This window comes from Cobetia sp. D5 (assembly GCF_035666195.1).
GTDB lineage: Bacteria > Pseudomonadota > Gammaproteobacteria > Pseudomonadales > Halomonadaceae > Cobetia > Cobetia amphilecti.
In genome coordinates, this window is the sequence record NZ_CP142020.1 from 197216 (window position 1) to 210255 (window position 13040).

A 13040-nucleotide genomic window follows, 5' to 3' on the forward strand; every position below is an offset into this window, starting at 1 on the left:
GTCCGACAGATTCGTAATCCTTGACAGACCCCTTGGGGTTATATGGTCAAGCGATTAAGCGCATACGGTGGATGCCTTGGCAGCCAGAGGCGATGAAGGACGTGATAGCCTGCGATAAGCGTTGGCGAGGTGGCAAATACCCTGCGACCCAACGATTTCCGAATGGGGAAACCCACTCACCATCAGGTGAGTATCTATAGGCCAATACATAACCTATAGAGGCAAACCCGGGGAACTGAAACATCTAAGTACCCGGAGGAAAAGAAATCAACCGAGATTCCCCAAGTAGCGGCGAGCGAACGGGGACCAGCCCTTAAGCGTGACAACTGACAGACGAACAAGCTGGGAAGCTTGACGATACAGGGTGATAGTCCCGTAGTCGAAGTCTGAGTCACGTGAAATCGAGTAGGTCGGGGCACGAGAAACCTTGACTGAACATGGGGGGACCATCCTCCAAGGCTAAATACTCCTGGCTGACCGATAGTGAACCAGTACCGTGAGGGAAAGGCGAAAAGAACCCCGGCGAGGGGAGTGAAATAGATCCTGAAACCGTATGCGTACAAGCAGTGGGAGCACCTTCGTGGTGTGACCGCGTACCTTTTGTATAATGGGTCAGCGACTTATATTCTGTGGCGAGCTTAACCGTATAGGGGAGGCGTAGGGAAACCGAGTCTTAACTGGGCGACCAGTCGCAGGGTATAGACCCGAAACCGGGCGATCTATCCATGGCCAGGGTGAAGATTGAGTAACATCAATTGGAGGCCCGAACCCAAGTATGTTGAAAAATGCTGGGATGAGCTGTGGATCGGAGTGAAAGGCTAATCAAGCCCGGAGATAGCTGGTTCTCCTCGAAAGCTATTTAGGTAGCGCCTCACGTATCACCGCTGGGGGTAGAGCACTGTTTCGGCTAGGGGGTCATCCCGACTTACCAACCCGAGGCAAACTCCGAATACCAGTGAGTGCAGCGTGGGAGACACACAGCGGGTGCTAACGTCCGTTGTGAAAAGGGAAACAACCCAGACCGTCAGCTAAGGTCCCAAAATCCTGATTAAGTGGGAAACGATGTGGGAAGGCTCAGACAGCTAGGAGGTTGGCTTAGAAGCAGCCATCCTTTAAAGAAAGCGTAATAGCTCACTAGTCGAGTCGGCCTGCGCGGAAGATATAACGGGGCTAAATCAGGTACCGAAGCTACGGGTTCATCCTCTGGATGAGCGGTAGAGGAGCGTCGTGTAAGCCAATGAAGGTGGATTGAGAAGTCTGCTGGAGGTATCACGAGTGCGAATGCTGACATGAGTAACGATAAGGGGAGTGAAAAACTCCCCCGCCGGAAGACCAAGGTTTTCTGTTCTACGTTAATCGGAGCAGAGTGAGTCGGCCCCTAAGGCGAGGCGGAAACGCGTAGTCGATGGGAAACGGGTTAATATTCCCGTACCGGATGTGGTTGCGATGGGGGGACGAAGAAGGCTAGGTGAGCCAGGCGTTGGTTGTCCTGGTGAAAGCATGTAGGCCGAGGAATCAGGCAAATCCGGTTCCTCTGAGGTCGAGATGCGAGACGAACTGACCACGGTCAGGAAGTCATCGATGCCACGCTTCCAGGAAAAGCCTCTAAGCTTCAGATCACATGCGACCGTACCCCAAACCGACACAGGTGGTCAGGTAGAGAATACCAAGGCGCTTGAGAGAACTCGGGTGAAGGAACTAGGCAAAATGGCACCGTAACTTCGGGAGAAGGTGCACCGGTTCGAGTGAAGGACTTGCTCCGTAAGCTCTTACCGGTCGAAGATACCAGGTGGCTGCAACTGTTTATTAAAAACACAGCACTCTGCAAACGCGCAAGCGGACGTATAGGGTGTGACGCCTGCCCGGTGCCGGAAGGTTAATTGATGGGGTTAGCTCACGCGAAGCTCTTGATCGAAGCCCCGGTAAACGGCGGCCGTAACTATAACGGTCCTAAGGTAGCGAAATTCCTTGTCGGGTAAGTTCCGACCTGCACGAATGGCGTAATGATGGCCACGCTGTCTCCACCCGAGACTCAGTGAAATTGAAATCGCAGTGAAGATGCTGTGTACCCGCGGCTAGACGGAAAGACCCCGTGAACCTTTACTATAGCTTTACACTGGATGCTGATGTTGTCTGTGTAGGATAGCTGGGAGGCTTTGAAACCGCGTCGCCAGATGCGGTGGAGCCAACCTTGAAATACCAGCCTGACATCATTGGCGTTCTAACTCAGGTCCGTTATCCGGATCGAGGACAGTGTATGGTGGGTAGTTTGACTGGGGCGGTCTCCTCCTAAAGAGTAACGGAGGAGCACGAAGGTACCCTCAGCACGGTTGGAAATCGTGCATTGAGTGCAAGAGCATAAGGGTGCTTGACTGCGAGACAGACACGTCGAGCAGGTACGAAAGTAGGTTCTAGTGATCCGGTGGTTCTGTATGGAAGGGCCATCGCTCAACGGATAAAAGGTACTCCGGGGATAACAGGCTGATACCGCCCAAGAGTTCACATCGACGGCGGTGTTTGGCACCTCGATGTCGGCTCATCACATCCTGGGGCTGAAGTCGGTCCCAAGGGTATGGCTGTTCGCCATTTAAAGTGGTACGCGAGCTGGGTTTAGAACGTCGTGAGACAGTTCGGTCCCTATCTGCCGTGGGCGTCGGAAGTTTGAGAAGAGCTGCTCCTAGTACGAGAGGACCGGAGTGGACGAACCTCTGGTGTTCGGGTTGTCATGCCAATGGCATTGCCCGGTAGCTACGTTCGGACGGGATAACCGCTGAAAGCATCTAAGCGGGAAGCCCCCTTCAAGATGAGACTTCCCTGAGGCCTTGCGCCTCCTGAAGGGCCCTTGAAGACTACAAGGTTGATAGGCTGGGTGTGGAAGCACAGCAATGTGTTGAGCTAACCAGTACTAATTGCCCGTGAGGCTTGACCATATAACACCCAAGGGGTTTGCGCAGGCAAACGCCGGGATTGCGACAGGATCGAGACATATCGGTCAGCATGATTCATATTGCGAGTCGCGAGGCCAAAAGCCTCGGGACTCAGGCATCGCAAGATGCCACCGTTTCGCCTGACGACCATAGCGAGCGTGAACCACCCGATCCCATGCCGAACTCGGAAGTGAAACCGCTTAGCGCCGATGGTAGTGTGGAGTTTCTCCATGTGAGAGTAGGTCATCGTCAGGCACTTATCCCGAACCGCCCCTGTAGCCTTGCTGCAGGGGCGGTTCTCTTTGTGCTCAGGAAAAGTGGTGCAGAGAATCCTGCATGCGAATCAGCTGTGGGCGAAAGAAAAGAGCTTTGCCCAAGCAACTTGCACATGACACACGAAGGCCCCTGTTGATATCTCGACAGGGGCCTTTTGTCTTTGGGGCCTTTTATCTTCAGGGGCCAGTGAAGTTTCAGTGCGCCATCACATCAGGGCGAGACTTCGTAGAGCTCGATGGGCGTGCCGTCAGGGTCTGCCAGGAAGGTGAAGCGGGCGCCGGTGTATTCATCGATACGTATCGGCTCTGGCGTGGCGCCACGGGCGATCAGCAATTCGACACAGGTATCGATGTCTTCTGTCGCCAGCGCCAGGTGACGAAGGCCACAGGCTTCCGGATAGCTGGGGCGCTCAGGTGGCGAAGGGAAGGAGAACAGCTCCAGCTGGATGCCGCCCGGCAGGAGCAGGTCGAGCTTGTAGCTGTCGCGGGCCTCACGATAGGCCTCGTTGATCACCTGCGCATCCATGACCTCGAGATAGAAGCGCCTGGCGCGAGGGTAATCAGCGGTGATCAGCGCCACGTGATGCACCCGCGTCAGAGGCAGGTGGGGTGTCGAGGGTGAATCCGAAGCCTTGGCGAGACTTTCCGTTGTCATGTTGTGCTCCTGCAGAGTGTTCGGTGCGATGAACGGCACGACGAACTGTGTGATGAGCTGTGTGGATGGGCCGTACGGTGAGCACCTGAGTGACATCCTGATGAAAGAAGGCGCCCACTGGGCGCCTTCTTTGATTGGAGCCATCACTGGCCAGGCCGTGCGCTATCTCAGCGACACAGGGTTTCCAGGGCTTCGATCAGGCTGTCCATCTCGGCATCGGTACCGATGCTGATGCGCAGATAGTCACGCAGTGCGTCGGTGTTGAAGTGGCGCACCAGGATGCCCTGTTCGCGCAGGCCGATAAACAGCTTGCCGGCATCGTGGGTCGGGTGAGTCGCCAGCACGAAGTTGGTCTGCGAGGGCAGGATCTCGAAGCCCAGCGCCGCCATGCGATCGCGCGTCTGCTCGCGAGTGGTGATGACCCGTGTGCGGCACTCATCGAAATAGTCGGGATCACTGAGCGCAGCGACGCCGACCTGTTCGGCCAGACGATCGATGGGGTAGGAGTTGAAGGAGTCCTTGACGCGCTCCAGACCCTCGATCAGCTCACGCGAGGCCACGGCATAGCCAAGACGAATGCCCGCCAGGCTGCGCGACTTCGAGAAAGTGCCTGTCACGACCAGATTCGGATACTGATGAATCAGCGGGATGGCGCTTTCGCCACCGAAGTCCACGTAGGCCTCGTCGACCAGCACCACGCTCTGCGGATTGCGCTCCAGCAGCGCGGCAATCGCCTTGCGGCCATGACCATGCCCTGTCGGGGCGTTGGGATTGGCGAAGATGATGCCGCCATTGTCGTTGCCGAAGGCTTCCAGGTCGACTTCCCAGTTGTCGGTCAGCGCGATGCTGCGCGACTCGATGCCATACATGCGGCAGTAGACCGGGTAGAAGCTGTAGCTGATGGACGGCAGCAGCAGCGGCTTGTCCTGTCGGAAGAATGCCTGGAAGGCCAGCGCCAGCACCTCATCGGAGCCATTGCCGACGAAGACTTCCTCGGCGCTCACATGGAAGGTATCGGCCAGGGCGGCGCGCAGCGAGCTGGAGCTCGGGTCCGGGTAGCGGCGCAGATCAGAGGCATTGAACTCGCGCAGCGTCTGCTCCACGGCGGGCGCCGGCGGATAGGGGTTCTCGTTGGTGTTCAGCTTGATCAGCTGCTCACGCGGTTGTTCGCCGGGGACGTAGGGGGTCAGGTCGTGGACCTGGGGGCTCCAGTACTTGCTCATGATTTCTCGCCGCTGGTGACAGTGCATGACCCGTGTCATGGATGCTTTTCATGTTGCCCGCTGGATCGTCGCGGTACAAGCACCGGCATGCGCTCTGAGTGAGTCATGAGGGGCATTGGAGCGGTGATTGAAGGCTGTGGCGAAGGACTGTCGAGAGAGATTGTTGCGAAGAACTGTCGGGAGAGGGTGTTGTGAAGGGCTGCCGAGAGGGGGTGTTGAAAGAAGCCCAAGAGTGGCCGCACGGCGGGCTTCGCACATTGTTGCCATGCCAGCATTATTCTCGTGCGATGCGCGTGCTTGAAGCAGCGCGTGGTATGCCGCATGTCACAGGCATGCTTGCCCAGCTCGTGCGACCTTGCACGATGAGGACGCTGGGCGAAGACCTGCAATTCAAGGAGTCCCGATGACTGCCAACACCAATGCCCCGTACGCTGACACCCTGCTCGATCCGGTCAAGCTCGGTGATCTGACCCTGCCCAACCGCATCCTGATGGCACCGCTGACACGTGCTCGTACCCCCGACAGCGTGCCCGGTGAGCTGCAGCAGGCCTATTACGGTCAGCGTGCCGGTGCCGGCCTGATCATCAGCGAGGCGACCAACATCTCGCCCACCGCACGTGGCTATGTCTACACGCCGGGCATCTGGACCGATGAGCAGGAGGCGGGCTGGAAGGGCGTCGTCCAGGCGGTGCACGCCAAGGGCGGGCGCATGGCGCTGCAGCTGTGGCACGTCGGGCGTGTCTCGCATGAGATGGTGCAGCCGGACGGCCAGCAGCCGGTCGCGCCGAGCGCCCTGCGCGGTGAAGGTGCCCAGTGCTTCGTCGAATTCGAGGACGGCACCAGCGGACGTCACCCCACCAGTACGCCGCGCGCCCTGGACACGGACGAGATTCCCCAGCTGATCGAGGACTATCGTCAGGCCGCCGTGCGTGCCAAGCGTGCCGGCTTCGACATGATCGAGGTGCATGCTGCCAACGCCTATCTGCTCAACCAGTTCATGGCCACCGGCACCAATCAGCGCACTGACCAGTACGGTGGCTCGGTCGAGAACCGTGCGCGCCTGACGCTGGAAGTCGTCGATGCCGTCGCCGAAGTCTTCGGCCCTGAGCGTACCGGCATCCGCCTGACGCCCTTCATCGAGATCTTCGGTCTGACCGATGACGAGCCGGAAGAGATGGCCTTCTACATGGCCGAGCAGCTCTCCAGACGTGGCATCGCCTATGTGCACGTCAACGAGCCGGACTGGGCCGGTGGCGACATCAAGTTCAGCGATGACTTCCGTCGTGCCCTGCGCGAGCGCGTCACGGGCGCGCTGATCTTCTGCGGCCATTATGACGGTGAGAGCGCGGCACGCATCATCGATGAGGGCATCGCGGATGCCGTCGCCATCGGGCGCCCGTATATCGCCAACCCGGACCTGGTCGAGCGCATTCGCCTCGGCGCTGAGCTCAACGAGCAGGACCCGGACACCTTCTACGGTGGTGGCGCCAAGGGTTACACCGACTATCCGTTTCTCGACAATGGCCATGATCGCCGCGGCTGAGGCCGACACGATTTAGCGAATGGTGTTCGATAAACGCCATCGGGGGTGGCCTCTCGGGGCGGATACCCGCTATTCTTGAACATGGAAGCTTGTGAGCGGTCTGCCTGCCAAAGCGGGTAGACCGCTCGCCGTCGATAGCGCTGACGCTGCTATCGAGTCATCGCCTTAAGGAGGATTCAATGCAGATCAGGACTCTGATGGTGGGAGCCGCGCTGATGGTCGGTCTCGCCGGGTGCGCATCAACGGCCCAGACCAATGACGGTGCCGCTGACAACAGCGCCACCGAGACAGCCAGCGAGCAGGTTGCCGTCTACAAGGGCACCCTGCCGTGTCGTCGTTGCACGGGCATTGACCTCGATGTACGCCTCAAGGGTGCCGAAGAGGCAGCCCAGGATGAGCGTACCTTCAGTCTCGATGCCACCTATCGTGATCATCCGCAGCAGCCGGATCCAGAGCATTACGAAGGCCAGTGGGACGTGCTGTCCGGCACCGTGACGGACCCGAACGCGACCGTCTATGAGCTGACGCCGGACGGCGAAGGCCAGACCTACTACTTCCTGCGTCTGGATGCCCAGACCCTGGAGCTGGTCGACCCGCAGAAGCGTCGCTTCCAGAACGGTGAGACACTGCGCCTCAAGCGCCAGTAAGCGTGCCGTGCGCCACAAGGCGATCGTGAGCACAAGGAAGGCGGCGCAAGCCGCCTTCCTTGTGTCTAGCCGTTGGAAATCCACGGCTGACGACACTCCGCCGCGGCGCCGAGAATCATTTCTTCCCGACAGGATTGTCTGATGGCGAAAGCAAAGAGCGCCTTCGTATGTACCGAATGCGGTAGCGAATTCTCGAAGTGGCAGGGCCAGTGCAGCGGCTGCCGCGAGTGGAACACCCTGCAGGAAATCCGCGTCGGCGCCACGGTATTGCCCGGCGCCGCCCCCGCTGCGGGGGCCGTCGCCGGTGGTGCCGCGCGTAGCGCCAGCAATGGGCGGGGCGGCTACGCCGGCACGCTCAGCGACAATGTGACCGATCTTTCCAATGTCTCGCTGGCCGAAGTGCCGCGCTTCTCCTCGACCTTCGGCGAGTTCGACCGCGTGCTGGGCGGCGGGCTGGTGCCGGGTTCCGCCGTGTTGCTCGGTGGCCACCCGGGGGCCGGCAAGTCGACACTGCTGTTGCAGACCGCCTGCAAGCTCGCCCAGCACAAGCGCTCACTCTACGTCACCGGTGAGGAATCGCTGTCGCAGGTGGCGATGCGCGCCCATCGTCTGCAGCTGCCGACCCAAGGCCTCAAGATGCTGGCCGAGACCAGCGTCGAGACGATTCTGGCCACCGCCGAGCGCGAGAAGCCTGAGGTGCTGATCATCGACTCCATCCAGACCATGCATCTGGAGGATCTGTCATCCGCCCCGGGTGGTGTCTCGCAGGTGCGTGAGTCCGCCGCCGCGTTGACCCGCTTCGCCAAGCGAACCAACACCGTGCTGCTGCTGGTCGGCCACGTGACCAAGGACGGCTCGCTGGCCGGGCCCAAGGTGCTGGAGCACATGATCGACGCCTCCCTGCTGCTGGAGGGCGATGGCGATTCGCGCTTCCGCACGTTGCGTGGCCAGAAGAACCGCTTCGGTGCGGTCAACGAGCTGGGCGTGTTCGCCATGGTCGAGCTGGGCCTGAAGGAGGTGAAGAATCCCAGCGCGATCTTCCTGTCGCGCAGCGAGGAGCAGTCCTCCGGCAGTCTGGTGATGGTGGTGTGGGAGGGCACGCGACCGATTTTGATCGAAGTGCAGGCCTTGCTGGATGACTCGCCGCTGGGCAATCCCCGCCGTGTCGCCGTCGGCCTGGACGGCAATCGTCTGTCGATGTTGCTGGCAGTGCTCAACAAGCATGGCGGCCTGTTCACCGGCGATCAGGATGTCTTCCTGAACGTGGTTGGCGGGGTCAAGGTGCTCGAGACCAGCGCCGACCTCGCGGTGCTGTGTGCGGTGGTCTCCAGCCTGCAGAACCGTCCGCTGCCGCGCGAGCTGGTGGTGTTCGGCGAGGTGGGGCTGTCCGGCGAGATCCGTCCGGTGCCGAGTGGCCAGGAGCGCATCGTCGAGGCCGCCAAGCATGGCTTTACGCGCGCTATCGTGCCCAAGGGCAATGCCCCCAAGAATCCGCCCAAGGGCATGACCATCGTGGCGGTCGACAAGCTGTCCCAGGCGCTGGAAGCCCTGTGACATCTGCGCCTGGCGCGTGAGCCTGCCGCACGGGGACATCGTGGTGTGATGTAGCATGCAACGAACAAGGCCAGCCTCGCGGCTGGCCTTGTTCGTATGGAGTTTTCTCCGAGCACGAAGCTCAGTCCTGCTTGTCAGCCTGACGGGCAGCGTGAGCACAGGCCTTGAGGCGTGAGACCAGAAGCTCGACACCGCGCTCGCGCATGAGTTCTTCATTGCGCCCCGGAACCTCTTCGACATCGCCTGCGTAGGCATTGATGGCGGCTTCGACCGAGCTCTCGCGCAGCAGGTGCAGCATCGGGTAGGGCGAGCGGTTGGTGTAGTTGGCCGCGTCGTCTTCCTCGGTGTCCTCGAACACGTATTCCGGGTGGAAGCTGGCCAGCTGATAGATGCCTTCATAGCCCTGCATCTCGAGCAGCGCCTCGGCGTAGTCGAGCAGCTCGAGGTAGGTATCGAAGTCGCGGAAGCCGTCCTTGAAGATCACCAGCGTCGTCTCGGCGTCACGATTGGCGTCCAGGTTCAGCAGCTCATCGCCGAGTGCCTGCAGGCTGCGCTCGAGGCCTGCACCGGGCACCACGGCATACTGGATGCTGTTGCGTGCCATCTCGCGCGCGGCAAACGGGCACAGATTGTCGGCGATGATGTGCGTCTCGACCCACTGGCGAGTGGCGTCGATGGCCTCGGCTTCGCTGGCATCCAGCGGCGGGGTGTAGCCACCTGCCGTCTCGGGAGTCGTGGTATCGGTCGGCGTAGCGTCGGTGGTCATGGCGTCAGGGTCCGCAGCGGTGTCAGGAACGGGTATTGTCACTGCTCGGGCGCGGCATGGCCAGCGCCGTGTCTTCTCGTCTCTCTTCGTGTCTCGTTATCGTGTCTCGTCGCCGTGTTGCTTGATCATGTCTCTTCATCGTCTCTCTTCAACATATCTCTTTCTAGGGAAAGGGCCGCAAGGTCACAGGTCGTTGTCGAGCATGTGGCGGCCCTGTTTCATTAGTGATTTCAGCGATAGACTTATCACCGCTGGTTTCAAGCCTGTCCCGAGTACGTTCAGGGATATTGCGGCTACCGGTTGACGACTTCTTTCCTGCCTCGCCACGGAGATACTTCTTGTCCGCTGATACTCCGCCTCCTTCCTCGCCGCCCCCCGAATCTCCCGAATCTACCGAGACGGCAGAGGGGCCCGAGCACACCAGTGCCGCGGCCTATCGTCTGTCGCGACTGTTACCCTTTCTCGGCTGGATGCGTCAGCTGTCGCCCGGGGATGCGCGTTCTGATCTGATCGCGGGCCTGAGTGGCGCGGTGCTGGTGCTGCCTCAGGGGGTGGCCTATGCGTTGATCGCCGGCCTGCCACCGGCGCATGGGCTGTATGCCGCCATCGTGGTGGCGATCATCGCCGGCCTGTTCGGCAGTTCGCGGCATATGGTCAGTGGCCCGGCCGCGGCGATCTCGATGGTGGTGTTCGGTACCGTCTCGACCCTGGCCGCGCCGGGCAGTCCCGAATACCTGCCGCTGGTGCTGGCATTGACCTGCATGGTCGGCATCATCCAGCTGTCGTTGGGGCTGATGCGCATGGGGGCGCTGGTCAATCTCATCTCACACACGGTGGTGATCGGCTTCACCGCCGGCGCCGGGGTCTTGATCGCCACCAGTCAGCTCAAGCATCTGTTCGGCATCGCGCTTGGCGATGCCTCGAGCTTTCTCGGCACCTGGTGGGCGCTGCTCGGGCATCTGGGCGATACCTCGTGGGCCACGCTGATCACGGGACTCAGCACCTTGCTCACGGCCGTGCTGGTTCGGCGGCTGAATCGCAAGCTGCCGTGGATGCTGGTGGCGATGGCCGTCGGCTGTGGTATCGCGGCATTGCTCGGCGGCAGCGCGGCAGGTATCCCGATGGTCGGCGCACTGTCCGGCAGTCTGCCGCCGTTTTCCCTGCCGCCGCTGGGCTTTGATACCCTGCGCTCGCTGGGTGGGGCGGCCTTCGCGCTGGCGGTGCTCGGCTTGATCGAGGCGGTCTCCATCGCGCGTGCCATCGGCGTGCGCTCGCATCAGCGTATCGACGGCAATCAGGAGTTCATCGGCCAGGGCTTGTCGAATCTGGCGGGCAGTTTCTTCTCGTGCTTTGCCGGCTCCGGCTCCTTCACGCGCTCCGGCGCCAACTATGATGCCGGCGCCCGTACGCCGCTGTCGGTGGTGGTGGCGGCGCTGATCGTGCTGGCGGTGCTGTTGCTGGTGCCTGACGTGACCGCCTGGCTGCCATTGCCGGCGATGGCGGGCCTGATCATGGTGATCGCCGCCAACCTGATCGAAGTCGGTCATATCCGTCAGATTCTGGCCGTCAGCCGCGAAGAGGCGGTGGTGCTGGTGATCACCTTCCTCGCCACTCTGCTGTTGCCGCTGGAGTTCGCCATCTTCGCCGGGGTGCTGGTCTCACTGGTGCTGTATCTGAACCGCACCTCACGGCCCCGTCTGGTCGAGATGGCGCCAGATCCGGAACACCCGGAGCTTGGCGTGCGCAATGCCGAGCGTTATCAGCTGGCCCAGTGCCGGGAAGTGGTGATTCTGCGCGTGGATGGTTCGCTGTTCTTCGGGGCGGTCGACCACGTCCAGCGCAAGCTGGCGCGCTATACCGGCAAGCACGTCATTCTGTTGGGCACCGGCTGCAACTTCATCGATATCGCGGGTGCCGAGATGCTCGAGATCGAGCAACGTCGCCTGCGCGATGCCGGCGGCAGTCTCAGCATGTGCGGCTTTCGCATGTACGCGCTGGAAGTGATGGAGCGCGGTGGCTTCCTCGAGCGCATGGGGCGTGAGAACTACTTCCATACCGCCGAGGCGGCGATTGCCTCGCTGCGCGACTCGGTCGCCGAAGCGCATCGCGCCCACGGTGATCAGCCCGCTGCCTGCCCCGATTGTCAGCTGTTCGGTCCGGCCGGGATCGGGCCGGGGCAGGGGGTGCGCCTGACGCCACCGTTGGCGTGAAAGCACAAGGCTGGGGGCGGCTGCACGCTTGCGCTAGAATATGGCCCCTTGATGGTGCGGCCAGTCAGCTAGCCGCCGCCCATTGCCTCAATCCTGTTCTGTCTGCCGAGAGATGCCCATGAGTTTGCCCACCGTGGCGGCCAGCTGCGACCTGATTCGCGACGGCCGTCCGTTGATCGATGTGCGTGCGCCGGTCGAATTCGCCGCTGGTGCCTTGCCGGGTGCCGTCAATCTGCCGCTGATGGATGATGAGGAGCGTCATCGCGTCGGGCTGCAGTACAAGCAGGTCGGCCCGGAATCGGCGGTACATCTTGGCCATCAACTGGTCAGCGGCGGGATCAAGCGCGCACGTATCCGCGCCTGGGTCGAGCACGTCGAGCGGCTCCCTGACGCGATTCTCTACTGCTTCCGCGGCGGCATGCGTTCCCAGCTCAGTCAGCAGTGGCTGCAGGAAGCGGGGATCGAGCGTCCGCGCATCGAGGGCGGCTGGAAGGCCATGCGTCAGCAGCTCTGTCAGCATATCGATGAGCGTGCCGAGCAGGCCCCGATGCTGTTGATCGGCGGGCTGACCGGCTGCGCCAAGACCGAGCTGATCCATGCGCTGGACAATGGCATCGACCTGGAAGGCTGTGCGCGGCACAAGGGTTCGGCCTTCGGCCGCCACCCCTTCCCGGCGCCGAGCCAGATCGACTTCGAGCACCGCATCGCCGCCGAGATGCTCACGCTTGAGGATGAAGCGCCGACCATCATGGAAGACGAGTCGCGCTTCATCGGCAGCGTCAACATTCCGCTCGCCACCTGGCGCGCGATGGAGCAGGCGCCGTTGATCCGCGTCGAGATGCCGCTGGACTGGCGAGTCGTGCAGATTCAGAAGGACTATATCGAGGGGCTGTGGTCCACCTACAGTCGCCACTATGGTGACTTCCTCGGCTGGACCCTGATGCAGCGCCAGCTGCGTCAGGCGCTGCTGCGTCTGCGCAAGCGCCTGGGCAGTGCGCGCCTTGCTCGTCTGGTGCGCATGCAGGACATCGCCTTCCAGGAGCACAAGCGTGGCAATCCCATTGCCCATGAAGGCTGGCTGGCGCCGCTGCTCAGCGAGTATTACGACCCGATGTACCGCTATCAGCTCGAGAAGCACGAGCGCACCTTCCTGCACGTCGGCGACTGGGACAACAGCCTTGCCTTCGCGCGTGAGTGGAGCGCCAATCACCGCTGGCAGCGCTGATATCCCTTACGGGCG

8 protein-coding genes and 2 rRNA genes are annotated in these 13040 nt (G+C 61.3%); 7 read left to right on the forward strand and 3 right to left on the reverse strand.

Annotated elements, in window-relative coordinates; translation table 11 throughout:
- Positions 1 to 44: 44 nt before the first annotated feature.
- Together U0O11_RS00900 and rrf are read left to right on the forward strand one after the other, a co-directional pair.
- A 23S ribosomal RNA gene (locus U0O11_RS00900) occupies positions 45 to 2930 on the forward strand.
- A 136-nt stretch (positions 2931 to 3066) separates the two neighbouring features.
- A 5S ribosomal RNA gene (gene rrf / locus U0O11_RS00905) occupies positions 3067 to 3182 on the forward strand.
- Positions 3183 to 3413: 231 nt separating this feature from the next.
- Here rrf and gloA2 read toward each other — a convergent pair.
- Both gloA2 and hisC read right to left on the reverse strand, forming a co-directional pair.
- The gene (gene gloA2 / locus U0O11_RS00910) at positions 3414 to 3857 is read right to left on the reverse strand and encodes an SMU1112c/YaeR family gloxylase I-like metalloprotein (RefSeq protein WP_279837561.1); all 444 of its coding nucleotides are present in this window, start codon (positions 3855 to 3857) and stop codon (positions 3414 to 3416) included.
- A 167-nt stretch (positions 3858 to 4024) separates the two neighbouring features.
- Complete coding sequence (hisC, locus tag U0O11_RS00915; RefSeq protein ID WP_279837558.1) at positions 4025 to 5080, reverse strand: histidinol-phosphate transaminase; 1056 nt, start codon at positions 5078 to 5080, stop codon at positions 4025 to 4027.
- Between the two features lie 403 nt (positions 5081 to 5483).
- Here hisC and U0O11_RS00920 point away from each other — a divergent pair, with 403 nt between their 5' ends.
- The 3 genes from U0O11_RS00920 (at position 5484) to radA (ending at position 8824) form a co-directional block, all read left to right on the forward strand.
- Positions 5484 to 6623, forward strand: a complete 1140-nt coding sequence (locus tag U0O11_RS00920) for an alkene reductase (RefSeq protein WP_279837557.1) — start codon at positions 5484 to 5486, stop codon at positions 6621 to 6623.
- A 179-nt stretch (positions 6624 to 6802) separates the two neighbouring features.
- A complete protein-coding gene (locus U0O11_RS00925; RefSeq protein WP_043336742.1) occupies positions 6803 to 7270 on the forward strand; it encodes a copper resistance protein NlpE N-terminal domain-containing protein in 468 nt (155 codons plus the stop codon).
- A gap of 141 nt (positions 7271 to 7411) precedes the next feature.
- On the forward strand, positions 7412 to 8824 hold the full coding sequence (gene radA / locus U0O11_RS00930) for a DNA repair protein RadA (RefSeq protein ID WP_043336740.1): 1413 nt from the start codon (positions 7412 to 7414) through the stop codon (positions 8822 to 8824).
- A 121-nt stretch (positions 8825 to 8945) separates the two neighbouring features.
- Here the strand turns inward: radA and U0O11_RS00935 are convergent, their stop codons facing one another.
- Positions 8946 to 9590: a DUF1415 domain-containing protein gene (locus U0O11_RS00935; RefSeq protein ID WP_107335681.1), complete on the reverse strand. Its 645-nt coding sequence runs from the start codon at positions 9588 to 9590 to the stop codon at positions 8946 to 8948.
- A 338-nt stretch (positions 9591 to 9928) separates the two neighbouring features.
- On the opposite strand from U0O11_RS00935, the gene U0O11_RS00940 reads away from it, so the two are divergent.
- Both U0O11_RS00940 and mnmH read left to right on the forward strand, forming a co-directional pair.
- Complete coding sequence (locus U0O11_RS00940) at positions 9929 to 11800, forward strand: SulP family inorganic anion transporter (protein ID WP_324691118.1); 1872 nt, start codon at positions 9929 to 9931, stop codon at positions 11798 to 11800.
- Positions 11801 to 11918: 118 nt separating this feature from the next.
- Positions 11919 to 13025, forward strand: coding sequence for a tRNA 2-selenouridine(34) synthase MnmH (gene mnmH / locus U0O11_RS00945; protein WP_287024178.1), 1107 nt, complete (start codon positions 11919 to 11921; stop codon positions 13023 to 13025).
- The last annotated feature ends 15 nt before the right edge of the window (positions 13026 to 13040 follow it).